The organism is Escherichia sp. WS1265, from assembly GCF_046487585.1.
In the GTDB taxonomy this organism is placed as follows: Bacteria; Pseudomonadota; Gammaproteobacteria; order Enterobacterales; family Enterobacteriaceae; genus Escherichia; species Escherichia coli.
Genome location: NZ_JBJQJE010000005.1, coordinates 225,584 through 249,518 on the forward strand (window position 1 = coordinate 225,584; position 23,935 = coordinate 249,518).

Annotated in this window: 20 protein-coding genes and 2 pseudogenes; 9 read left to right on the top strand and 13 right to left on the bottom strand. The window is 46.8% G+C overall.

The window, feature by feature from the left end; genetic code table 11:
* Positions 1-39 precede the first annotated feature (39 nt).
* Positions 40-1,500, bottom strand: coding sequence for a fructuronate reductase (locus tag ACJHX3_RS07560; protein ID WP_000208224.1), 1,461 nt, complete (start codon positions 1,498-1,500; stop codon positions 40-42).
* Positions 1,501-1,580: 80 nt separating this feature from the next.
* The gene (gene uxuA, locus ACJHX3_RS07565) at positions 1,581-2,765 is read right to left on the bottom strand and encodes a mannonate dehydratase (protein ID WP_000438591.1); all 1,185 of its coding nucleotides are present in this window, start codon (positions 2,763-2,765) and stop codon (positions 1,581-1,583) included.
* A gap of 339 nt (positions 2,766-3,104) precedes the next feature.
* Here uxuA and gntP point away from each other — a divergent pair, with 339 nt between their 5' ends.
* Positions 3,105-4,448, top strand: coding sequence for a gluconate permease GntP (gene gntP, locus ACJHX3_RS07570; protein WP_000558251.1), 1,344 nt, complete (start codon positions 3,105-3,107; stop codon positions 4,446-4,448).
* A gap of 173 nt (positions 4,449-4,621) precedes the next feature.
* Here the strand turns inward: gntP and fimH are convergent, their stop codons facing one another.
* The 9 genes from fimH to fimB form a co-directional block, all read right to left on the bottom strand.
* Positions 4,622-5,524, bottom strand: coding sequence for a type 1 fimbria D-mannose specific adhesin FimH (gene fimH, locus ACJHX3_RS07575; RefSeq protein WP_000832247.1), 903 nt, complete (start codon positions 5,522-5,524; stop codon positions 4,622-4,624).
* 19 nt (positions 5,525-5,543) lie between these two features.
* Positions 5,544-5,987, bottom strand: coding sequence for a fimbrial protein (locus tag ACJHX3_RS07580; RefSeq protein WP_306305034.1), 444 nt, complete (start codon positions 5,985-5,987; stop codon positions 5,544-5,546).
* Positions 5,988-6,059: 72 nt separating this feature from the next.
* Complete coding sequence (fimF, locus tag ACJHX3_RS07585; protein ID WP_001244826.1) at positions 6,060-6,590, bottom strand: type 1 fimbria minor subunit FimF; 531 nt, start codon at positions 6,588-6,590, stop codon at positions 6,060-6,062.
* Between the two features lie 9 nt (positions 6,591-6,599).
* Positions 6,600-9,236 carry a fimbrial usher FimD gene (gene fimD / locus ACJHX3_RS07590; protein WP_094321724.1) on the bottom strand — a complete coding sequence of 879 codons (2,637 nt, stop codon included), beginning with the start codon at positions 9,234-9,236 and terminating at the stop codon, positions 6,600-6,602.
* A 66-nt stretch (positions 9,237-9,302) separates the two neighbouring features.
* Positions 9,303-10,028, bottom strand: coding sequence for a type 1 fimbria chaperone FimC (gene fimC, locus ACJHX3_RS07595; RefSeq protein WP_000066564.1), 726 nt, complete (start codon positions 10,026-10,028; stop codon positions 9,303-9,305).
* 36 nt (positions 10,029-10,064) lie between these two features.
* A complete protein-coding gene (locus tag ACJHX3_RS07600) occupies positions 10,065-10,604 on the bottom strand; it encodes a fimbrial protein (RefSeq protein ID WP_000824114.1) in 540 nt (179 codons plus the stop codon).
* A 64-nt stretch (positions 10,605-10,668) separates the two neighbouring features.
* A complete protein-coding gene (gene fimA, locus ACJHX3_RS07605; RefSeq protein ID WP_094321725.1) occupies positions 10,669-11,217 on the bottom strand; it encodes a type 1 fimbrial major subunit FimA in 549 nt (182 codons plus the stop codon).
* A 481-nt stretch (positions 11,218-11,698) separates the two neighbouring features.
* Positions 11,699-12,295, bottom strand: a complete 597-nt coding sequence (fimE, locus tag ACJHX3_RS07610) for a type 1 fimbria switch DNA invertase FimE (protein WP_000044700.1) — start codon at positions 12,293-12,295, stop codon at positions 11,699-11,701.
* A 477-nt stretch (positions 12,296-12,772) separates the two neighbouring features.
* The gene (gene fimB / locus ACJHX3_RS07615) at positions 12,773-13,375 is read right to left on the bottom strand and encodes a type 1 fimbria switch DNA invertase FimB (protein WP_094321726.1); all 603 of its coding nucleotides are present in this window, start codon (positions 13,373-13,375) and stop codon (positions 12,773-12,775) included.
* A gap of 1,454 nt (positions 13,376-14,829) precedes the next feature.
* Between fimB and nanC the strand changes: the two genes are divergently transcribed.
* From nanC to ACJHX3_RS07630, 3 genes are all read left to right on the top strand, one after another.
* Positions 14,830-15,546 carry an N-acetylneuraminic acid outer membrane channel NanC gene (gene nanC, locus ACJHX3_RS07620; protein ID WP_072007340.1) on the top strand — a complete coding sequence of 239 codons (717 nt, stop codon included), beginning with the start codon at positions 14,830-14,832 and terminating at the stop codon, positions 15,544-15,546.
* 19 nt (positions 15,547-15,565) lie between these two features.
* Positions 15,566-16,672, top strand: coding sequence for an N-acetylneuraminate epimerase (nanM, locus tag ACJHX3_RS07625; protein WP_032343446.1), 1,107 nt, complete (start codon positions 15,566-15,568; stop codon positions 16,670-16,672).
* 64 nt (positions 16,673-16,736) lie between these two features.
* The gene (locus tag ACJHX3_RS07630; RefSeq protein ID WP_032343445.1) at positions 16,737-17,717 is read left to right on the top strand and encodes a sialate O-acetylesterase; all 981 of its coding nucleotides are present in this window, start codon (positions 16,737-16,739) and stop codon (positions 17,715-17,717) included.
* Positions 17,718-17,724: 7 nt separating this feature from the next.
* Here ACJHX3_RS07630 and ACJHX3_RS07635 read toward each other — a convergent pair.
* A pseudogene (locus tag ACJHX3_RS07635) lies at positions 17,725-17,829 on the bottom strand (HNH endonuclease); the annotation flags it as partial.
* A gap of 99 nt (positions 17,830-17,928) precedes the next feature.
* Between ACJHX3_RS07635 and ACJHX3_RS07640 the strand changes: the two are divergent.
* Entirely contained in the window at positions 17,929-18,801 is an 873-nt protein-coding gene (locus ACJHX3_RS07640; protein WP_032343444.1) for a phosphorothioated DNA-binding restriction endonuclease, read from the top strand.
* Between the two features lie 110 nt (positions 18,802-18,911).
* Here ACJHX3_RS07640 and ACJHX3_RS07645 read toward each other — a convergent pair whose 3' ends face one another.
* Positions 18,912-19,910: a hypothetical protein gene (locus ACJHX3_RS07645; RefSeq protein WP_001240354.1), complete on the bottom strand. Its 999-nt coding sequence runs from the start codon at positions 19,908-19,910 to the stop codon at positions 18,912-18,914.
* A gap of 296 nt (positions 19,911-20,206) precedes the next feature.
* On the opposite strand from ACJHX3_RS07645, the gene ACJHX3_RS07650 reads away from it, so the two are divergent.
* From ACJHX3_RS07650 to ACJHX3_RS07665, 4 genes and pseudogenes are all read left to right on the top strand, one after another.
* The gene (locus ACJHX3_RS07650; protein ID WP_077907039.1) at positions 20,207-20,809 is read left to right on the top strand and encodes a DUF1819 family protein; all 603 of its coding nucleotides are present in this window, start codon (positions 20,207-20,209) and stop codon (positions 20,807-20,809) included.
* A complete protein-coding gene (locus ACJHX3_RS07655) occupies positions 20,806-21,408 on the top strand; it encodes a DUF1788 domain-containing protein (protein ID WP_000566901.1) in 603 nt (200 codons plus the stop codon). The genes ACJHX3_RS07650 and ACJHX3_RS07655 overlap by 4 nt, the downstream gene beginning before the upstream one ends.
* Before the next feature lie 11 nt (positions 21,409-21,419).
* Positions 21,420-23,834: pseudogene (gene brxC, locus ACJHX3_RS07660) on the top strand (BREX system P-loop protein BrxC); the annotation flags it as partial.
* A 45-nt stretch (positions 23,835-23,879) separates the two neighbouring features.
* On the top strand, positions 23,880-23,935 hold a 56-nt coding region (locus ACJHX3_RS07665), incomplete at its 3' end, for an IS1 family transposase (protein ID WP_097491765.1).

Sequence of the window (23,935 nt, forward strand, 5' to 3'; positions counted from 1 at the left end):
AGTTTGATTGACCAGTAAGTCTGTAGGGTAATCAGTTAGTTACAGCGCAGCCACACACTCGCGCGCACCGCGTTCGCACAGCTGCTGATATGCCGCCGTCACCGCGCCAACAAAGTCGGCATTCTGCGGCAGATCATCGGCAAAAATACCGCTCAGGCCCAGCAGCGCTTTCACGCGGTCTGCGCCCTGATACTGCGCGTTAATCTTCTGGAACTCGGCCAGCATCGGGTCGACCACGTCAATGGCATTACCCTGCTCATCCACGCCCTGGGTGTAACGCATCCAGCCAGCCACGCCCAGCGCCAGGTGACGCCAGCTGCCGCCGTTTTGCAGGTGCAGACGCACCGGATCCAGCAGACGCTGCGGTAACTTCTGGCTGCCGTCCATCGCAATCTGCCAGGTACGGTGACGCAGAGACGGGTTGCTGAAACGCTCGATCAGCAGCGTCGCATAGGCGTTCAGGTCCGTACCTTCCGGCATCGACAGCGTTGGCGCTTGTTCCTGCATCATCAGGGCAAAGGCCGCTTTGCGATAATCCGGGTTAGTCATGGTGTCGGCAATAGTTTCATAGCCGCCGAGGTAACCGAGGTATGCCAGGAAAGAGTGGCTGCCGTTCAGCATACGCAGCTTCATCATTTCGAACGGCACAACGTCTGCAACGAACTGTGCGCCCACTTTATCCCAGTCCGGACGACCATTAACGAAGTTATCTTCAATCACCCACTGACGGAACGGTTCGCAGGCAATGGCGCACGGGTCATAAACACCCAGCTGGTCAGCAATTTCCTGTAAGGTTTCTGGCGTCGCCGCCGGAACGATGCGGTCAACCATGGTGCACGGGAAGGTGACGTTCTCTTCAATCCATGCCGCCAGCTGCGGGTCACGCGCCTGAGCCAGCCCCAGTACCGCGACCTTCGCCACATGACCGTTTTCACGCACGTTATCGCAGGACATCACCGTAAACGCTTTCAGCCCTTTTTCACGACGCAGACGCAGGGCTTCGACGATGTAACCAATCGCAGACTTCGGCGCAGTCGGGTTTTCCAGATCGTGCTTGATCAGCGGGTTATTGAGATCCAACTGACCGCTTGCCGCATCAGCGCAGTAGCCTTTTTCCGTGACCGTCAGAGAGACAATCGCCGTCTGCGGACGCGCCATCGCGTTGAGAATACCTTCGCAGCCGTCGATTTCCGGATGCAGCGCTTCTTTCATCGAACCGATAATTTTCAGTTCGGTGCTTTCCGCGCCTTTTTCCGCCACGGTGTACAGCAGTTGCTGTTTTTTCAGGTTTTCAATCAGCACACGGTCGTTACCTGGCATCAGGTTAACTTCGCAGATACCCCAGTCGCTGTCGGTGCTTTCCAGCAGATGATGGGTATACAGCGCCTGGTGCGCGCGGTGAAACGCCCCGCAACCGAGATGCACAATGCGTGATTCCAGACGAGAATGCACCCATGACGGGCGGGCAACCGGCAGATTGCTGTCAACAATAGTAGTCATCGTAAACTCCAGAATCCGTCTTCAGAGAGTGACGGCAAGGAAGAAGGAACCGGCACGGCGCGCAGCCATGCCGGTGGATATTAACGGCTAAAGAAAGCGCGCTGGATCGCCAGTTCGACACCGCGAACTTCGGCCAGGCCTTTCAGACGACCAATTGCGGAGTAACCTGGGTTAGTTTTCTTCTTCAGGTCGTCCAGCATCTGATGACCGTGGTCCGGACGCATCGGGATCAGGTCTTCTTTGCCTTCCGCTTTACGACGGTGTTCCTCTTCAACAATCGCTTTCACCACTTCGTACATATCAACGTCACCGTTCAGGTGCGCCGCTTCGTGGAAGGTTTTCGGGTTATCTTCACGCATGGTGGAGCGCAGATGGGTGAAGTAAATACGCGGACCGAACTGCTTGATCATATCAACCAGATCGTTGTCAGCACGCACGCCGTAGGAACCGGTGCACATGGTGAAACCGTTCGCCATGCTGTTTACGGTATCAACCATCCACTGCATATCTTCAATGGTGGAAACAATGCGCGGCAGACCGAGGATCGGGCGCGGCGGATCGTCCGGGTGAACAGCCATACGGACGCCAACTTCTTCGGCAACCGGAATAATCGCTTTCAGGAAGACGGCAAAGTTTTCGCGCAGTTTGGCTTTGTCGATATCTTTATATAGCTCCAGGTGCTTACGGAACTGGTCGAGGGTGTACCCTTCTTCCGCGCCCGGAAGACCAGCAATGATGTTACGGGTCAGACGCGCTTTGTCTTCGTCGCTCATAGTGGCGAAGCGAACAGCTGCCTGAGCAATTTCTTCTTCGGTGTAATCCGCTTCCGCGCCTGGACGTTTCAGGATATGCATTTCGAATGCAGCGAATTCGATCTGGTCAAAGCGCAGAGCTTTGGAGCCGTCTGGCAGCACGTATTCGAGGTCAGTACGGGTCCAGTCGAGCACCGGCATGAAGTTGTAGCACACGGTGCGAATGCCGCACTGCGCCAGGTTGCGCAGAGTCTGCTGATAGTTAGCGATCCACTGCTCATAGTTGCCAGTGTGGGTTTTGATATCTTCGTGAATTGGCACGCTTTCTACGACAGACCATACCAGGCCTGCGTCTTCAACGATCGCCTTGCGTTTGAGGATCTCTTCAACGGACCATACTTCGCCGTTCGGGATATGGTGCAGCGCGGTAACCACGCCAGTTGCGCCCGCCTGACGGACATCAGCTAAAGAAACCGGATCGTTTGGGCCGTACCAGCGCCAGGTCTGTTCCATGATTTTTCCTCTTTCACATAGTGGGTTCCACAGCAAAGAGACGCGGAACCCTGGAGTTGTTTAGGTATCCGGATGAACAACCAGACCGCAGCCGTGGCGTTGCATCGGATGAGATGGCGTATAAGTTCTACCTTTTGGTAATACATGTCAACCCGAATTCTAAAATTGGTTAACCACATCACAAGAATTTCACTCTCCTGGTTGTTGCTGCAAATTGCAGCAAAGGGTAATCGATGGTTATTGATCAGAGGATGTGACATTCATCGCAACAATGGTTGACCAATTTACATAACATGTCGCCCAAAATAACAACGGTTCAACCAGGTAAGGTAAAACGTTATGCATGTGCTTAACATTCTCTGGGTGGTATTCGGCATTGGTCTGATGCTGGTACTGAATTTGAAGTTCAAAATCAATTCAATGGTGGCTTTGTTGGTGGCGGCGCTGTCCGTCGGGATGCTGGCGGGCATGGATTTGATGTCGCTGCTGCACACCATGAAAGCGGGCTTCGGCAACACGCTGGGGGAACTGGCTATCATCGTGGTGTTCGGTGCGGTCATCGGTAAATTGATGGTCGACTCCGGCGCGGCTCACCAGATAGCACATACGCTGCTGGCGCGTCTCGGTCTGCGCTATGTACAGCTGTCGGTGATTATCATCGGCCTGATTTTTGGTCTGGCGATGTTCTATGAAGTGGCCTTTATCATGTTAGCGCCGCTGGTTATTGTCATTGCCGCCGAAGCTAAAATTCCGTTCCTGAAACTGGCGATCCCGGCAGTAGCAGCTGCCACTACCGCACATTCACTGTTCCCACCGCAGCCGGGTCCTGTGGCGCTGGTGAATGCTTATGGCGCAGATATGGGGATGGTTTATATCTATGGCGTACTGGTGACGATCCCAAGTGTAATCTGCGCAGGTCTGATCCTGCCGAAGTTCCTCGGCAATCTTGAGCGCCCAACGCCATCATTCCTGAAAGCAGATCAACCGGTAGATATGAACAATCTGCCCTCTTTCGGCGTTTCGATTCTGGTGCCGCTGATCCCGGCGATCATTATGATCTCCACCACCATCGCCAATATCTGGCTGGTAAAAGATACCCCTGCCTGGGAAGTGGTTAACTTTATCGGTTCCTCGCCGATTGCAATGTTTATTGCGATGGTGGTTGCATTCGTACTCTTTGGCACCGCACGTGGTCATGACATGCAGTGGGTGATGAACGCTTTTGAAAGTGCGGTGAAAAGCATTGCAATGGTGATTCTGATCATCGGTGCGGGTGGCGTGTTGAAGCAAACTATCATCGACACCGGCATTGGCGACACCATCGGCATGTTGATGTCCCACGGCAATATCTCGCCCTACATTATGGCATGGCTGATCACTGTGCTAATTCGTCTGGCGACGGGTCAGGGTGTCGTTTCGGCGATGACCGCCGCCGGGATTATCAGTGCTGCAATCCTTGATCCAGCAACCGGTCAGCTGGTTGGCGTGAATCCGGCGCTGCTGGTGCTGGCGACGGCTGCGGGTTCCAACACCCTCACCCACATTAATGATGCCTCATTCTGGCTGTTCAAAGGTTACTTTGACCTGTCGGTAAAAGACACGTTGAAAACCTGGGGACTGCTGGAGCTGGTCAACTCCGTGGTTGGGCTGATTATTGTGTTGATTATCAGCATGGTAGCGTAAAAGAACACCAGAGCCTGCCAATGGCGGGCTCTGTTCGGATTGTCGGCAAAGTGCGCTTTGTTTATGCCAGATGCGACGCTGACGCGTCTTATCTGGCCTACAAAGGGCTAACGTGCAGGTTTTTAGCTTCAGGTAATATTGCGTACCTGCATTAGCAATGCCCTGTGATTTCTTTATTGATAAACAAAAGTCACGCCAATAATCGATTGCACATTCCCTGCAGTCACCTGCCCTCCGGTACGTGCGTAATTTGCCGTTAATCCCAGACTTACCGCCGAAGTCCCTACTGCTCCTAACGATACCGTGTTATTCGCTGGAATAATCGTACCGTTGCGCGTCAACTGTACGCCGACGCCCTGCGCTGGTGAAAACGACGCGGTATTGGTGAAAATCGAGTTGCCCGCATCTGCGGTTGTGCCGGAGAGGTAATACCCCAGGTTTTGGCTTTTCGCACAATAAACGGTAAGAGGAATTGGCACTGAACCAGGGTAGTCCGGCAGAGTAACGGTGACATCACGAGCAGAAACATCGCAGCCGCCAGTAGGCACCACCACATCATTATTGGCGTAAATATTCCACACAAACTGGAAATCATCGCTGTTATAGTTGTTGGTCTGTCGCAAAATAAGCACGGCAATTAATGAGCCAGCTTTAATCGCCACCCCGCCCGCACTGCTCACAGGCGTCAAATAAAGCGCCACCGGCCACGGCTTATCCGTTCTCGAATTATAAACAACCCGCGGCGTTTCGCTGGTGGTCGGAAATGGATAGCTACTGCCACTATATTTTACGGTCCCGGAAAAATTAGATAACACGCCGCCATAAGCCGAGCCTCGTTGCAGTGTGACATAGTCTGTAATGGTTTCCGGATAATCGTTATGGCAAAAGATTTGCGTCGAAAGATCTACGACCAGGTTTTGCCCCACATTCACGACAGGCGCAAGGTTTACATAAACATTAGCGCTGCCACCACCAATAGGGATAGCGGTACCATTGGCGGTTTTACAGGCGAATGACCAGGCATTTACCGACCAGCCCATCAGCAGTACAGCAAACAGGGTAATAACTCGTTTCATTACAATCATCTCTTCGGGTTCAGCTGTAGGTATAGGTGATGCTAATCACTGCCTGAATGGTTCCCTGAGTGGTTCCGCCATTTACCGTTAATGCTCTGACCTGTAACGGGAAGTGCGCTGATTGTGAGGAATCATCCACCTGAACTGTTTTGGTTGCGCCAGTATTCAATGTGTTGCCACTGTCATCCTGTAGCTCTAACTGGATGTTTTGCGCGGTCCCCTGGTTTTTATAATATCCGGTACTGTCGGCTGCCCCGCTGAAGCTGGCAGTGACCCTCGACGTTCCCACCGGACAATTAGTCAACTCAAGCGCAACATCATGCCAGGCCGATGCCGCCCCGGCAGACATCAGACTGAAAGAATAAAGATCGCCGAGATCAACCGTGGCATTGGTGGTGGAAACTGTGCACGGTTTGGCGACGACCTTACCGTTCACCGTGATGGTGACATCGGCTGCCTGTATCGTCGCACTTGCGAGCGCCAATATTGCCGCCAATACATACCCACGTTTGCACCATTTCATGAGCATCTCCAGTTACTGATATTCAAGAGTGAAGGTAGCCGTGGCATTGATATGCCCCGCAGTGACAGGCACCTGTGTCGCCATTAGCCGGGCGTAAAAATTCAGCGTATTTGGTTTACCCGGCGTCAGGGTCGTCCACGAAATCGCGGACGATGGAGCATTAAGGGGTATCTGATTTTGCTGCTCATTCAGAAGCTGTATTCCCAGTCCCGAAGCCGCTGACACCGTATTTTCAAGTGCAAGCAGGTTGGCATTGTGGCTATCTGCAACGCCGGTAAACCCAACTTTTACGGCAGAAACGGCATTACCACAGGGTGACAGCAAAATACGAAATGGAACGACAGGAGTCGTCGCGCCAATGTTGTTAAATTGCTTCGCCGCGTTTTCCATCAGATCAACAGTAAAATTGGTTGATTCAGCGGCCACACTACAGCCGTTATCTCTGACATAGCCGCGGATAGTAATCGTGCTATCCGCAGCCAAAGCGTGACTTACCGCCAGCCACAAAAAAGCGCACAGAAGATAAAAAGGTTTGTTTCTCATCACGCCCCCTTAACGACATTCAGCTGATAGCTGGGTTAATAACTGCTGCTGACTCTCTGGTGGCAGTTGATAATTGGCGACACAGTGAGCATTTTCCTCTTCTCCCCATTTCACCTGAACTTTTCCCGCTAAAGGCATTCCGCTGAGGTAAACCTGACCATTATCCGCAACAATGCCGCTACTCTGGCTACTCTCTGATGTCACCATCGCCCCGAACGGCAGCGGCTTATTATTGTGGGTTAGCGTCATGAGCAGTTTTATCCCAACGCGCGCTTTAAACTCTGCTCGCACGATCGCCCCACGGGTGGGAACAACGTTAGCGACCGCGTTATCTAAATCGACGTTATCAGCCAGGGTATTGGTATCCAGCGCTACTCTGTTTTCCCGATATTCAGTGGCATAAGGCAGCACGGCATAACCACGCCAGTCGGTACGCACCCCCGTCTGGTTTTCGACTTTTGCATCTTTTGCGCCAGGCGCTTTAACAAGTACCACCGTTTCGTTTAACGGCTGCCCCAGCGTTACGCCATTGGCATGAGCCAGTATCCCACCGCTGACTCCGTAATAGAGCTGCTTAATATCATCGCTATGGCTGTAACCGATGTTGGCATTGCCGTAACCACCGCGATAATTCAGCGTGGCGTAGCCTGTACTTCCGCTATTACCATCACCTCCCCCGGCGTAACCGGTTTGCACGCTATAGCTGAGGTTGTTGTCTTCCAGCAACGTACCGTATACACCGACCAGATTGGTCATCCGACCGTTGAGATCGTGTGACATGCTGTAACTGGCACTGGCATGTCGCCACTGAGATTTACTGTCAGAACGCAGCCAGTGGCTGAAAGGAATATTGACGTTAAGCGCTAACATCTGATCCCGTCCTTTTTGCCAGGCGTTTTTCGTCAGGCTATAGCTGAGCGTCCAGTTGATATCTTCGAATGCAGTATTTAAACCAGCCTGGAATTGCTCATCGACATTACTCGTTCCCCAATAAGTTTGATGGCTACCACTCAAATACAGTGTTGATGTGCGCCCGAGTTGCTGAGTAACGGTGAGTTGTAATTTCCCGCATTTGTTATAAGCGAGATTGTAATAGTCGGTGAATTTCGGCTTAACCTGAATAACACCATCCTGTGTTTCGATGTTGTAGCCATTCATTCGACTGTATGTTGTATCAGCGAAATTAAAATATCCGCTGGTCGAATAACGGTAACCCACTAACTGAATATTCGTGCCTGATTCATTGAGCGATTTGTTATAGAGAAAACGCACCGATTGTCCGTCATGCTGACTGTCATCGGGAAGTGTGGAATTAGCCTGCGTCATATCCACAGACAGAGCGCCCAGTGCCCCCATGTTTTTCCCGATACCGAAATTAAACGCACGATAACGATCCGCCAGTTGCGTTCCACCATATATTGTCCAGCCAGCCGGAAGGCCGTGGAGTAATGTACTCTGGAAAAAGCGGGGTTTTTCCTGCTGCGCATTTCCACTACGGTATTCTCCTGCCGTAATGGAATAACGAGTATGCCCTTCACGTTGCAAAAGCGGGACTGACGAATAGGGTACGGTAAAGATCTGCGTGCTGCCGTCAGCCTCTTTAATCGTTACCTGCAAGTCACCACTATTACCTGCGGCATAGATATCGTTGATGGTAAAAGGCCCCGGCGGCACCGTACTATTATAAATGTCATACCCATTTTGTTTAATAGTGACCTGTGCAGTACCACGAGCAATACCGTGGATCACCGGGGCAAATCCTCTTTGGCTATCGGGTAACATATTGTCATCTGAGGCCAATTGTGCGCCGCGAAAGTTAATACCATCGAAAATATCGCCCTGGGTATAACCATCACCCAGCGTCAGCCGGGAACGTAACGGAATTATGTCTCGCTCAAGCCAGGTATTGATATGCTGCCATTTATTTTTGCTACCTGATGAACTGTCGCTACTGTTATAACTCCAGGTGGTATTGTCGCGTAAACGCCACGCACCAATATTTAACCCACTCTGTAGGTTTAAATATGCATAATGGCTGTTACCCCCAATCCGATTCTGTACACTATTTCCGCTGAAATTATAATTGAGCAATCCGGCATTAATACCAGGATCCCATAACTCAGGAGGAATATAACCACGCGCGCGATTACTCATAAATGCCTGAGGGATCGTCAGGTTGAGTCGCTGCTGACCAACATCCAGATGCGCAGTAGCGTCATGGATCATTGAGGTTAATGGCACGCAGGCATCATCCGCCAGCAGATTCATACCGGAGACAGAAGCCGTATTCAGCCCCATACTTGCAAGTTGCGCGCGTGTCAGGCAGGGAACAATCCCTTGTTCACTGTCGCCCGTATTAAATGTGACATCACGCGTTGCCATATAACCATTATTCAAATAGATATCGACACGATACGTCCCTGGCGGTAATTCTTGCCCATTTTCAAAACGCGATAAATCGGCCACAGCCTGGGGATCATCCGCTAAAAAGCGCGGATTAAAATAGAGTTCGGCAGATGACAAAGGTGCCTGTGCGGCAAAAGCACAGGCGACAAAGAGCTGGACAAAAAAACCAGCCAAACGATGCTTACGAATATGCAAGCATTGTGTGTTTCGCTGGTAAAGTCTTAAATTCAGATATGACATTATTCCTCCGGTTTAAAATCACCCGGCAATCAATTCTTTTTATTCAGGCGAAAAATTCCCCCTGCGTTATTCCATTACGCCCGTCATTTTGGGGGTAAGTGCGCCATAATCATTTATTGTTCGGTAAGTAATATTGCTTCCTGCATCAGAAGGCAATTTAACCGTGCTTTCGCCCATTGGAGGCACCAATGCATTTTCAAGAACCCGGGTTCCGGCATTCAACTCTGTTACCGTCAGGTAATAGGGTGTCGGGTTAATCAGAGTCAGAGAATTCGCGCTACGACGAAATCTTAATTTTTCTGCGACCTGATCGGGTGGCAACGCTAATTTAGCCGGGCGATAGTACAGTTTAATGCGGCTGATAATTGCGAGCTGTAGCGTATTCTCAGTCAATTTTGATTTATCCATTGACGGAATCGCTTTAACGTTCATCCAGAATAAACTTTCCCGATCCTGTGGCAATTGGTTATTTGTTGCATCAAGAATACGTAAGGTATTCTCTTTTTTTCCCTTCATCGCAAACAGAGGTGGCGTCACGATAAAACGACCATCCTTTACACCATCGGCATTTTCCACCCATGATTGAATTAAATAGGTACTATTTTCATCATTATTTGTCACGGCAAGTTGCACTTGTTTTTGCCCTGCCGGATAAATTACGCGAGTCGCACCTAAGGCCACTCCCGCTTCGGCGCGTCCGGCAACCATCATTGCCATGAACATCAGGATACCTGCCAGCAAGCAGAATGTTATTTCCTGCGATTTCCTTACATTGACGTTTTTATTACTCACTGTCCTGTTCCTGTTATCACATTATCTGCTGAACAATTACTGATAGGTTAAAGAGAACCAGGCCTGGGCATTGGCGATGCCGCCAGTAACCCGACGCCCGGTAGCACGATATTTGGCGATGAAATGTAGCGAAGTAGAGCCTGAGTAAAGCCGTTTCCAGTTTGCTGGAGGACGATTAATCGGTACGAGGTTTCCTTCATCATCAAACAACGCTACGCCAATATTGGTGGCTATCCCTGGCCCCTCTCCCACGGAAAGCACATCCGGATTTTTACCATCCGCGACACCGTGAAACGCCACACCCACACGTTCACTCACCACCGTGCTACATTCCCGTAAATGAATAACAAAAGGCACCGGTGCGCTATCTTCCCCTACCGCATGAAACCGGTTACTGCTGATTTGCCCCATATTGACCGTCATTTGTTTATCACCGGCTTCAATCCGGCAAGTTTCCGCAATAATGACGCCCTGAAATTGCATATTTCCGCCGGGCAGCGTGGTGTTCCATTTATTTCCGGCCAGAGCAAACATTGGCAGCAACGACGCTAATAGAAATAATCTCTTCCTTTTCATCGTTATTTTTATCGCACAAGGGTGGGCATCCCTGCCCGTAATGACGTCCCTGAACCTGGGTAGGTTATTGATACTGAACCTTGAAGGTCGCATCCGCATTAGCAGCACCCGGGGTTGCCTCGCCGATTGCATAATAACGCGCCTGGAACGGAATGGTGTTGGTACCGTTATTCAGGGTTGTTTGTGCACTAAATGTCGCACCGTCCAGCGTCAGCTCATTTCCTGTTCTGTCCAGTATCTGCACACCAACATTTGTTGCGCTACCCGCAGCTGAACTCTGCAGAGCCAGTACTTTAGGATGAGCACAGTCAATCGCAGTCCCCAAGAAGGCAACAGCGGCTTTTGTGGCAACACTGGTATCGCAATCATTCAGCTGAATGTTAAAACCGACAGCAGAGCTGGTTGCTCCAGTCTGCTTCAGACTAGCGGTACGAACCTGGCCCAACTGAACGGTTTGATCAACAGAGCCGGCATCAACCGCACAAGCTGCGTTAACAACCTCCCCTTTAAAGTGAACTGTCCCACCATTTACCGTCGTGACAGCGGCCAGAGCCGCTGTAGAACTCAGGGACAGAGCCGACAGAACAACAATTGCCAGAGTTTTAATTTTCATGCTGCTTTCCTTTAAAAAAACTATTTCTAAATCGACATGGGCAGTCGTTCTGTACACTTTGTTTTGTCAACGAGTTTGACTGCCAACACTGCACAGTTTTCCCCCAAAAGATGAAACATTTGGGGCCATTTTGACTCATAGAGGAAAGCATCGCGCACAAACTTTTTCAGTTTATTTGTTGGCTTAATATTCTATTGTTATCTTTATTTGCAGTTTTTTATATTGAACTAGGTGGTTTTTGGAGAGAAGAATGAGGAAGAGGCGTCGAGTCACAGAAACGTTAGCTTTACATATAGTGGAGGTGATGTGAAATTAATTTACAAGAGAAATAATTTACATATCAAACAGTTAGATGATTTTTGTCGTTTTTTAAAATTTTTATGCTTGAGAAAAAATACGTAACTTATTTATGATATGGACAGTTTTGGCCCCAATTGTCTTGTATTTATTTGTTTTTTAACTTTATTATCAATAAGTTAAATCAAACTTCTTCTCTTTTTAATTTTTCGTTTATGAGATTATTTCTTTCCCATAATCCGGCAAAACGAGCAGCATTACTGGCGGTATAACGTACAGTATGGCGAATATTTCGATGCCCGAGATAATCCTGAATTAAACGAGTATCTGCACCACGCTCCGCCAGTTCATAACCGCAAGCATGCCTTAACATATGAGGATGAGTCTGCGTTACGGTTCCAGCTTCAATACCGGCATCACGAATAATGCGATAGGCCTGCTGGCGAGAAAGCCGACTCCCGCGGCGAGAAATAAATATGGCGTCGGTCCGGTCAGCGCCTTTCCAGTTAGCACGTTCCAGGGTCCAGCGTTCCACAGCTTCACGCTCATCAAAACGTAACGGGTGAACGGTAGAAAATCCGTTCTTCAGTCGGCGAATATTTATTCGACCTTCATTAAGGTCAAGATCCTGATAATGCAGATCAAGCAGTTCACTAATACGCATCCCATGCCGATATGCCAACAGAATAAGACAATAATCTCTGGCTCCCGTTGCCCCGTAACAAACCGCCTGCATCATGGCCTGAACTTCTTTACCGGTAAGATAACGACGTTTACTCACAATAGTAGTACTCCTGACTGAGATATATTTGAATGAATACCTATAGGAAACCTCAATCGGTCAAAATTAGCCCAATAGATAAAAAGATAACCACACACGAAGTGATGTGGCTATCAGTCAATTACATTAAATATCATACAAAAATAAAATATCACTGATGTGATAACATCTATTTTCATTGATTTGATTCAATATAACAATAGATTGCAGTGGATTAACTTCCAGTTGCTTAAAAAATAAAGAAAAAAGTGCGAAAACAGGAGAGTTTAAGTGATGTGTAAATTTATGAATGATTTTGTTTATTTGTTTTGAAGAACATAAATCATTGTATTTTGTATGAATATGGTTAACTTAATGTTTATTATGATAATTAAGAATCATACTTACAATAACATCAATTAATAAATGGTTAATCATTTTTGATATATCGTAAGAATAATGTAGTTTTTAACACCATCCCTGGTATCTCAACTATCTCTATAAAACAGCGTGACGCTGTCGTCCTCTGGCTCTATCCCAGATGCCGTAAAAACGCCCTGCATTGCTGGCGGTATACCAGACAGTATGACGAATATTGCGATGCCCAAGATAATCCTGGATAAGTCGCGTATCTATTCCCATATTCGCCAAAGCAAAACCACACGAATGGCGTAACATGTGCGGATGAATCTCCAGTGACAACCCGGCATTACCACCGGAAGTCGAGATAATATGGTAAAACTGTTGCCGAGAAAGCGGATTCCCCTTACGCGATAAAAATACCCACTCGCTCTCAGCATGCGGGTACGAAGTACGGATACTCAACCAGTTTTTTAAAGCCTGAACTTCTTTGTTCAATAGCGGGTGCGTTGTTGAAAAGCCTTTTTTTAATCGATGGATATATATACACTTTGCCTTAAGATCAATATCCGAAATCCTCAATCGACAAATTTCACTCGCCCGGAAACCATGAATAAAACAAAGCAAAGTCAGACAATAATTACGTGCTACATGAGGCCCGGTATTTGCTGCTTTAAGGAGTGATTCGATTTCACTATGGGTCAGGAAGTTCCTTTTTTTGTTATCAGCCTTATTCTTCATCGTTTTTCCCTTATAATTACAGACGCGCACTAGCTGTGCTGGGTTAGCAATAATTCAACATTTTTATCCTGATTATGTTTATAAAAGCGAACGTTTGCTTAATAACTAACGTAAGTGGACCAGTTCTTCTGAGTGAACTTAAATGGAGTAGCAACAGTTAATTATAATAACGTTGCCATACAAACGCCATGCTCTTGCATGCTATGTACCTTTATATATTTATCAATCTGATACGAATCTAATAATAACCCTCATCATTAATGCAACTAATCTTATCTATATATCATGTGATATGTTCTGTAACAAGTAAAATCAACATAAAAAATTCAGCAAAATTTAATATTCGTTCAACTAGCCGTCTCACATATGACATTATTAGTCAACTCCATTTGCCACAAAATGGCTATTTCATGGAACACAGTAATTTCTTAGTGGCTATTATCAAGCTAATTCTTAGGTCCCTAGCGATTATTACTGGCTGGTTCGTCAGTTTAAGCCATGAGATTGTTACATTCCTTTTTATCCTGGAGATATGGGGGAACGCAGGAGACGATTTTTTCATCTACATTCGCTGGTAAATATGGCTTTGGTCACTGCGACTTAAACCTTCCTCAATCACAGCCATTCGCCGGGCGATACGGCAAACAAACTAAGTGAAACATCATCCTGAAAACACCAACATCAACAAGCCTCTCCAGATCGACTTCTGAAGTGACCAGTTACAAGCCACAAACCAGGAAACATATTTCATGATGAGAATTATGCTCAGCCTGATGGCGGGTAAACCCTTATTTTCACCACTCTCACTGAGTTAGCTTGCAAAGCTTTCTTTGTTTAGATTCTAAATAAATTATTTATAAAACATATAATTAAAAGAAAATCTTTAGTTTTTGAAGACCACCACAAGTGTTCGTCTGGCTTCACATGGCATCTTCCTCTTAGAAAAAGATCGACATATTTTGTGACACGAATTGCAAATCTGGTTTTGTTGTATGGATTGCGTGATTTTTGATCTGGTATAACAGGTATAAAGGTGCACCAAGATAGTCAATGAGACAGGGCATCGTGCAATCTATGGCAAACATCGCTTCAGTTCTTTCTCATCGGGTGATGAAAACGCACTTCAGTCTGAAAGGAATATGAAAATGAGATCAACAGACACTCTATTTTATGACTCCGGGTAAAATGGATTGAGTAAGTGATATAACTTACGAACATTCAAATCAATTAAACATCAGAAGAGATTTTATACTCAGGTATTTAATCTGGATCTCTGTTTATTTAAATAATGTGAAAAGAGAATTTTCACAGGAGACCTTATACAAAAAATATAAAATACAGTTACCCGTTGCCAAAGACACTATAAGCCTGGCAAAAAATATTACACAACATAAATGCTAATTGTTTATGCGGGCTTTGTATTGCTTTCTGTATCCTACAAATGAGTGAAATTTATGAAAAAGGCTAAAATACTTTCTGGCGTATTATTACTGTGCTTTTCGTCACCATTAATTTCTCAGGCTGCGACACTGGACGTACGTGGTGGATATCGTAGTGGAAGCCACGCCTATGAGACTCGACTCAAAGTCAGTGAGGGATGGCAAAATGGATGGTGGGCAAGTATGGAAAGTAATACCTGGAATACCATTCATGATAATAAAAAGAAAAATGCCGCACTCAATGATGTTCAGGTTGAAGTTAATTACGCGATTAAACTTGATGATCAATGGACGGTGCGCCCGGGAATGTTAACGCATTTTAGCAGCAACGGCACACGCTACGGACCCTACGTAAAACTGTCCTGGGACGCGACAAAAGATCTTAATTTTGGCATTCGCTATCGTTACGACTGGAAAGCTTACCGACAACAAGACTTATCCGGTGATATGTCTCGTGATAACGTTCATCGTTGGGATGGATATGTCACTTACCATATTAATAGTGATTTCACCTTCGCATGGCAAACCACGCTATACAGCAAACAGAACGATTATCGCTATGCAAACCACAAGAAATGGGCGACGGAAAATGCATTTGTTCTACAATACCATATGACGCCCGATATTACGCCATACATAGAATATGACTACCTTGACCGTCAGGGTGTTTACAACGGCAGAGATAATTTATCGGAAAACAGTTATCGCATTGGTGTGTCATTTAAACTGTAGTAGACAGGAGACAGTCACAATGAATAAAACAATAACGGCGCTTGCTATCATAATGGCTTCATTTGCCGCAAACGCGTCTGTATTACCGGAAACTCCTGTGCCATTTAAAAGTGGTACCGGAGCAATTGATAACGACACTGTCTACATTGGTTTAGGTAGCGCAGGTACAGCATGGTACAAGCTGGATACACAGGCCAAAGATAAAAAATGGACAACGTTAGCTGCATTCCCTGGTGGACCAAGAGATCAAGCAACCTCTGCATTTATTGATGGCAATCTGTATGTGTTTGGCGGCATTGGCAAAAACAGCGAGGGCTTGACTCAGGTATTTAATGACGTACACAAATACAACCCCAAAACCAATAGCTGGGTTAAATTGATGTCGCACGCACCGATGGGCATGGCGGGTCATGTGACATTTGTACACAACGGCAAGGCTTATATTACTGGCGGTGTTAACCAGAATATCTTCAATGGCTATTTTGAAGATCTTAACGAAGCTGGAAAAGATTCAACCGCTATAGATAAAATCAATGCCCACTATTTTGACAAAAAAGCAGAAGATTATTTCTTCAATAAGTTTCTGTTGTCTTTTGATCCCTCAACACAACAATGGAGTTACGCTGGCGAATCTCCCTGGTACGGAACGGCTGGTGCGGCGGTTGTGAATAAAGGTGATAAAACCTGGCTTATTAATGGCGAAGCCAAACCAGGATTACGAACGGATGCCGTATTTGAACTTGATTTCACCGGTAATAATTTAAAATGGAATAGGCTTGCTCCCGTCTCATCACCAGATGGCGTCGCTGGCGGTTTTGCGGGGATAAGCAATGATTCTCTTATATTTGCCGGAGGAGCCGGATTCAAAGGTTCACGAGAAAATTACCAGAACGGTAAGAACTATGCGCATGAAGGCCTGAAAAAATCATATAGCACTGATATTCATCTTTGGCATAACGGGAAATGGGATAAATCGGGCGAATTATCGCAAGGTCGGGCCTACGGAGTATCATTGCCCTGGAATAATAGTTTATTAATTATTGGCGGTGAAACTGCAGGCGGCAAAGCGGTGACTGATTCAGTTTTGATCTCTGTGAAGGATAATAAAGTCACAGTACAAAACTAACGCTTCAGGGCCCCGGTAAAGGGGCCCTGCTATCAATTTGTCATTTGTATTACGCGAAAATTATATGAACGCAATAATATCGCCCGATTATTACTATGTTCTTACCGTTGCTGGTCAGTCTAATGCCATGGCGTATGGCGAAGGACTGCCATTACCGGACGGGGAAGATGCGCCTCATCCCAGAATTAAACAATTAGCGAGATTTGCGCATACGCATCCCGGAGGCCCGTCATGTCACTTTAACGACATTATTCCACTGACTCACTGCCCACACGATGTTCAGGATATGCTAGGTTATCACCATCCTCTGGCAACGAATCATCAAACACTGTACGGCACCGTTGGCCAAGCACTGCATATAGCACGGAAATTACTGCCCTTTATTCCTGATAATGCAGGGGTTCTCATCGTTCCGTGTTGCCGTGGCGGATCGGCTTTTACCGCGGGCAGCGAGGGGACATATTCAGAACGGCACGGAGCCAGCCATGATGCTTGTCGTTGGGGAACGGATACTCCGCTGTACCAGGATTTAGTCAGCAGAACGCGAGCCGCACTGGCAAAAAATCCGCAGAACAAATTCCTCGGCGTATGCTGGATGCAAGGCGAATTTGACTTAATGACCAGTGACTACGCGTCACACCCTCAACACTTTAATCATATGGTTGAAGCCTTTCGTAGGGATCTAAAACAATACCATTCTCAGCTGAATAATATTACTGACGCGCCGTGGTTTTGCGGCGATACCACCTGGTACTGGAAAGAAAATTTCCCTCATGCGTATGAAGTTATTTATGGCAATTATCAAAATAATGTTTTAGCCAATATTATTTTCGTCGACTTCCAGCAACAAGGTGAAAGAGGACTGACGAACGCGCCTGATGAAGACCCGGACGATTTAAGCACGGGATATTACGGTTCAGCGTACCGGTCACCGGAGAACTGGACGACGGCACTGCGAAGCAGTCATTTCAGCGCGGCAGCCCGTCGGGGGATTATTTCTGACAGGTTTGTAGAAGCAATTTTGCAGTTTTGGCGCGAAAGGTGAGCGTTCATTAATTTGATTTATTCGCATCCATCAACGCTTTTAACTCCTCCGGCATAAACGGTGGTTTGCGTCAGTGCAACATCGCATGGCAATTAGGGCACACAGGCAGCAAAAAAACAAATGAGATCAAAGTAATATATCTTCACTTGCAGGCTTGAACAGCAGAAAATTTGCGAGCATGATCGCAATTATTTCACTGCCAGGGATATCAATGGCTTCCAGTAAATCGCTACAGCAGGCAATTGCCAACATAAAAATCTGGCACAAGGGTGAACAGCGCGCGCCGCATAAGCCATTGTTATTGCTATACGTATTAGCGGGATACCTGAATGGACATCCACGCCTTTTCGATTATGGTTCGGAAATCTACGAACCTCTGCACAGTTTACTGGAACGTTTTGGGCCGCAGCGTTCACAGTACCGACCTGATATGCCGTTCTGGCGATTACAAGGCGACGGATTCTGGCAATTACACAATGCCGAGCTTTGCTCAACAGCAGGGAGCAGCCGACAACCGCCAGTGAAGGAACTGAACGAATACCACGTTGCAGGCGGTTTCGATGAACAGCACTACGCCCTGGTAACCGGCAATAAAAAACTTATCAATACTCTGGCGCAACAGATACTCGAAGCGCACTTCACCGAGAGTATTCAGGAAGAAATTGCTGACGAGCTGCGTTTTGATCTCCAGCAAATCCGTAAACAGCGCGACCCGTTATTTCGCAAAAATGTATTACGCGCTTATAAATACCAGTGCGCGATATGTGGCTTTAATATGCGCCACGACGACACCACCGTCGCGCTGGAAGCGGCGCATATAAAATGGAAACAGCACGGCGGTCCTTGTGAAATTCCTAATGGTCTGGCGCTTTGTGCAATACACCATAAAGCCTTTGATAAAGGATCGATTGGCCTGGATGAAAATATGCGGGTGCTGGTATCAGATGCGGTAAACGGCGGAGGGATCGTTGAGAAACTATTCTGGGATTTTGACGGGAAAACTATTGCGTTGCCGCAGGTGCGTAAAAATTACCCTTTTGAGGGGTTTGTAGAGTGGCATCGGAAAGAGGTTTTTAGGGGGTGAGGTTGATAATACCGCGCCCCCATAATATTGCCATCTCTTGCATTGAGATATTAAAAGCTACAAATGTTCTCCCCATTTTTCAATATAGACTTTTATAGCAATATCAAAATTTATTGTTCAGCTTTTTCAACAACAAAACCATTTTGCCGTACAAACTCAATCAAGAGTTCAATATTAACAATACCCCATTGATTAGAAATGGCGACAATTTCACCAGAGGGAAGTGTAATCAACGCATCTTCATTGATATGATAGCGACTCTTTTGCTTCTCTGGTATCTGATCGACAAGCATAACCGTACGTTTTTTAAAGTCTTCACTTAACCCATTTATTAGATCATTATAACTTGCAGGATTAAATTGATTTATCCAATCTCGTAATAATTCAAGCGCTAATTTACGCTTATTAAGTTCTTTATCTTTATAAATATACCACGTATAGTCCTTCTCTTTTTTCTGACTGCTAATTAGCTGCTCATCACGTTTTTCACGAAATTTAACTTGATATTCTTCCAATTCAGGAACCGGTATGATTTGCTCTGCATTGATCAGAACATCATCATTAAATCTATAAGGCGTCAGACGAACGCATCGAATGTCTACCCCCTTATCTCTTAACCAAATCGCAGTGGTAGTCAGTTCCTTGCTAAAATCCGATGAAGCCAAAACGATTCTGATATCTTTACCAAAATCAACAAGCTCAGTTTCATCCAGCTCAACAAATTCAAGTATTTTTTCTTTCGCATCGGCATCGCAGTTTTGTTTTTTCAAATACGTCTGGAAATATTCACATGCTTTCGCAAAACTCATTGTGGAAATCATCGCCGCATATCGTAGTGCCTGTAACTCCATATGCGCACCCGTTTCATCACGTTTTAATTCGATAACCACTAAATTTGCCTGTTTATCGATTGCCAATAAATCAATTCGCCGACGGCTATCTTCCCAGTCAGAAAACTCTTCGGAAATCACCAGACAATCAGGAGCAATAATATCTATATTTTTTTTGATTGCTTCCTGTAAATCATAACGTTCCTGTAATCCTTCCAAAGTAAAGGTCGTTTTTTCTAAAGCATGTAGTTCTTTATTTGCGATATTGTACAGCGCCACGTTTATCTTCCTTTTTTAACTAATTTCACAGGGACTTTAACACAGTTAAAATTTTATTTCCTGAGCTGTAATCGATTAAGCTGATGCATTCAATGGGAATGATATAGGGTAATTTCCAGTCTCACTGATAGAAATGGCTAAAGCATGACTCTCGCCAAAACCGTTTATGTGTTGTACATAACGCGATCATCCCTCTCACAAATTGCCTTTTCTCATGGCATCTCGCCCAGTCCCCCATTACAATCACTTTTTGTTTTTTGCGAGCTGCATTCCAGTCTTCAGAGGGTTTTTCGATGATTAAAAATGACAAGGCATGGATAGGAGACTTGCTGGGCGGGCCGCTCATGAGCAGGGAAAGCCGCGTCATTGCCGAGCTGTTGCTAACCGATCCCGATGAACAGACATGGCAAGAGCAAATTGTTGGCCACAACATTTTACAAGCCTCTTCTCCTAATACCGCAAAACGTTACGCGGCAACAATCAGGCTTCGCCTGAACACGCTTGATAAAAGCGCGTGGACATTGATTGCCGAAGGTAGCGAGCGGGAACGCCAGCAACTTCTGTTTGTGGCTCTGACGCTACATTCGCCGGTAGTTAAGGATTTTCTGGCTGAAGTGGTGAACGATCTGCGCAGGCAGTTCAAGGAAAAGTTGCCTGGCAATAGCTGGAACGAATTTGTTAATAGCCAGGTTCGCCAACATCCGGTACTCGCCAGCTACTCAGATTCATCTATTGCAAAAATGGGAAACAATCTGGTGAAGGCGCTTGCTGAAGCGGGTTATGTGGATACGCCCCGCAGACGTAACCTGCAGGCAGTTTACCTTTTACCGGAAACTCAGGCAGTGTTACAGCGCCTGGGGCAACAGGACTTGATATCTATTCTGGAGGGAAAACGGTGATAGATCCCGTTCTTGAATATCGCCTGTCTCAAATCCAGAGTCGCATTAACGAAGATCGCTTCCTCAAAAATAACGGCTCCGGAAATGAAATTGGTTTTTGGATCTTTGATTATCCCGCGCAGTGCGAACTGCAGGTACGGGAGCATTTGAAATATCTGCTCCGTCATCTGGAAAAGGACCATAAATTTGCCTGTCTGAATGTCTTCCAAATCATCATCGATATGCTCAATGAACGCGGCCTTTTCGAGCGCGTCTGCCAGCAGGAAGTCAAAGTGGGTACCGAGACGCTGAAAAAGCAGCTTGCTGGTCCGTTAAATCAAAAAAAGATCGCTGATTTTATTGCGAAAAAAGTCGATCTGGCTGCCCAGGATTTTGTCATTCTTACCGGCATGGGCAACGCCTGGCCATTAGTACGCGGTCATGAACTGATGAGTGCCTTGCAGGATGTCATGGGGTTCACCCCACTGTTGATGTTTTATCCTGGCACCTACAGCGGGTACAACCTTTCCCCGCTCACAGACACCGGTTCACAAAATTATTATCGCGCTTTCAGACTGGTACCAGATACGGGACCCGCAGCAACATTGAATCCTCAATGAAGAGCATAACAATGAATATTGAACAGATTTTTGAAAAACCTCTAAAACGAAATATAAACGGGGTAGTCAAAGCAGAGCAAACCGATGATGCCAGCGCGTACATCGAGTTAGATGAATATGTCATCACCCGCGAACTGGAAAACCATCTTCGCCATTTCTTCGAATCCTATGTTCCTGCCACTAGCCCGGAACGGATCCGTATGGAAAACAAGATCGGCGTATGGGTTTCAGGCTTCTTCGGTTCAGGTAAATCGCACTTTATTAAGATTCTTTCTTATCTTTTATCTAACCGCAAAGTTACACATAACGGTACGGAACGTAATGCTTACTCCTTCTTTGAAGATAAAATCAAAGATGCATTATTCCTTGCCGATATTAACAAAGCGGTGCATTACCCGACTGAAGTCATTCTGTTCAATATTGATTCGCGTGCCAACGTAGATGACAAAGAAGATGCCATTCTTAAAGTCTTCCTGAAAGTCTTTAACGAACGTATTGGATACTGCGCTGATTTTCCGCATATTGCCCATCTTGAGCGCGAGCTGGATAAACGCGGTCAGTATGAAACCTTTAAAGCCGCGTTTGCCGATATCAATGGCTCGCGCTGGGAAGACGAGCGCGACGCTTACTACTTCATCAGCGATGACATGGCACAAGCGTTAAGCCAGGCCACACAGCAGAGTCTTGAAGCCTCCCGCCAATGGGTGGAACAACTCGACAAAAACTTCCCGCTGGATATCAATAATTTTTGCCAGTGGGTAAAAGAGTGGCTGGATGACAACGGTAAGAACATCCTCTTTATGGTGGATGAAGTCGGTCAGTTCATTGGCAAAAATACGCAAATGATGCTGAAGCTGCAGACTATTACTGAAAACCTTGGGGTAATCTGCGGTGGCCGCGCCTGGGTTATCGTGACTTCGCAGGCCGATATCAATGCGGCAATCGGTGGTATGAGCAGTCGCGACGGACAGGACTTCTCCAAGATCCAGGGGCGCTTCTCTACACGCCTGCAACTTTCCAGCTCTAACACATCAGAAGTTATCCAGAAACGTTTGTTGGTAAAGACTGACGAAGCAAAAGCGGCGCTGGCAAAAGTGTGGCAAGAGAAAGGCGATATCCTGCGTAACCAGCTGGCTTTTGACCCTACAACAACTACTGCACTACGTCCTTTTACCAGCGAAGAAGAGTTCGTTGACAACTACCCGTTTGTCCCGTGGCACTATCAGATTCTGCAAAAAGTGTTTGAATCTATTCGGACGAAAGGTGCAGCGGGTAAACAATTGGCCATGGGTGAGCGTTCTCAGTTGGAGGCATTCCAGACGGCGGCACAGCAAATCTCAGCGCAAGGGCTGGATTCTCTGGTGCCTTTCTGGCGCTTCTATGCCGCCATTGAGAGCTTCCTGGAACCTGCCGTTAGCCGCACCATAACTCAGGCTTGCCAGAATGGCATTCTTGATGAGTTCGATGGCAACCTGCTGAAAACGCTGTTCCTGATCCGTTATGTGGAAACGCTGAAAAGCACCCTGGATAACCTGGTCACATTGTCTATCGATAGGATCGATGCCGATAAAGTTGAGTTGCGCCGCCGGGTCGAAAAAAGTCTGAACACGCTTGAACGCCTGATGCTCATTGCGCGCGTTGAAGATAAATATGTGTTCCTGACCAACGAAGAAAAAGAGATCGAAAACGAGATCCGTAACGTTGATGTCGATTTCTCTGCGATCAACAAAAAACTGGCATCGATCATCTTTGATGACATTCTGAAAAGCCGTAAATATCGTTATCCGGCTAACAAGCAAGACTTTGATATCAGCCGCTTCCTGAACGGGCACCCATTAGACGGTGCAGTGCTTAACGATCTGGTGGTGAAGATCCTGACCCCTAAAGATCCGACCTATTCGTTCTATAACAGCGATGCGACCTGTCGCCCTTATACGTCAGAAGGCGACGGCTGTATTTTGATTCGTCTGCCGGAAGAGGGCCGTACCTGGAGCGATATTGATTTAGTCGTCCAGACTGAAAAGTTCCTCAAAGATAACGCCGGGCAACGTCCGGAACAGGCAACCCTGCTCTCAGAAAAAGCGCGTGAAAACAGCAACCGGGAAAAATTACTCCGTGTTCAGTTGGAATCACTACTTGCAGAAGCAGATGTCTGGGCGATTGGTGAGCGCTTACCGAAAAAATCCTCCACGCCATCGAATATTGTCGATGAAGCCTGCCGTTACGTGATTGAAAACACCTTCGGCAAGCTGAAGATGCTGCGGCCTTTTAACGGTGACATCTCCCGTGAAATTCATGCATTACTGACGGTTGAGAACGACACCGAACTGGATCTCGGTAACCTCGAAGAGTCCAACCCCGACGCCATGCGCGAGGTAGAAACCTGGATCAGCATGAATATCGAATACAATAAACCGGTGATGCTGCCAACTTACTGATTTAGTGTATGATGGTGTTTTTGAGGTGCTCCAGTGGCTTCTGTTTCTATCAGCTGTCCCTCCTGTTCAGCTACTGACGGGGTGGTGCG

Bases quoted from the DNA above. Each gene is read 5' to 3' on its own strand.
- ACJHX3_RS07560 (WP_000208224.1), bottom strand. From the start codon at position 1,500: ATGACTACTATTGTTGACAGCAATCTGCCGGTTGCCCGCCCGTCATGG.
- uxuA (WP_000438591.1), bottom strand. From the start codon at position 2,765: ATGGAACAGACCTGGCGCTGGTACGGCCCAAACGATCCGGTTTCTTTA.
- gntP (WP_000558251.1), top strand. From the start codon at position 3,105: ATGCATGTGCTTAACATTCTCTGGGTGGTATTCGGCATTGGTCTGATG.
- fimH (WP_000832247.1), bottom strand. From the start codon at position 5,524: ATGAAACGAGTTATTACCCTGTTTGCTGTACTGCTGATGGGCTGGTCG.
- fimF (WP_001244826.1), bottom strand. From the start codon at position 6,590: ATGAGAAACAAACCTTTTTATCTTCTGTGCGCTTTTTTGTGGCTGGCG.
- fimD (WP_094321724.1), bottom strand. From the start codon at position 9,236: ATGTCATATCTGAATTTAAGACTTTACCAGCGAAACACACAATGCTTG.
- ACJHX3_RS07600 (WP_000824114.1), bottom strand. From the start codon at position 10,604: ATGAAAAGGAAGAGATTATTTCTATTAGCGTCGTTGCTGCCAATGTTT.
- fimA (WP_094321725.1), bottom strand. From the start codon at position 11,217: ATGAAAATTAAAACTCTGGCAATTGTTGTTCTGTCGGCTCTGTCCCTG.
- fimB (WP_094321726.1), bottom strand. From the start codon at position 13,375: ATGAAGAATAAGGCTGATAACAAAAAAAGGAACTTCCTGACCCATAGT.
- nanC (WP_072007340.1), top strand. From the start codon at position 14,830: ATGAAAAAGGCTAAAATACTTTCTGGCGTATTATTACTGTGCTTTTCG.
- nanM (WP_032343446.1), top strand. From the start codon at position 15,566: ATGAATAAAACAATAACGGCGCTTGCTATCATAATGGCTTCATTTGCC.
- ACJHX3_RS07630 (WP_032343445.1), top strand. From the start codon at position 16,737: ATGAACGCAATAATATCGCCCGATTATTACTATGTTCTTACCGTTGCT.
- ACJHX3_RS07640 (WP_032343444.1), top strand. From the start codon at position 17,929: ATGGCTTCCAGTAAATCGCTACAGCAGGCAATTGCCAACATAAAAATC.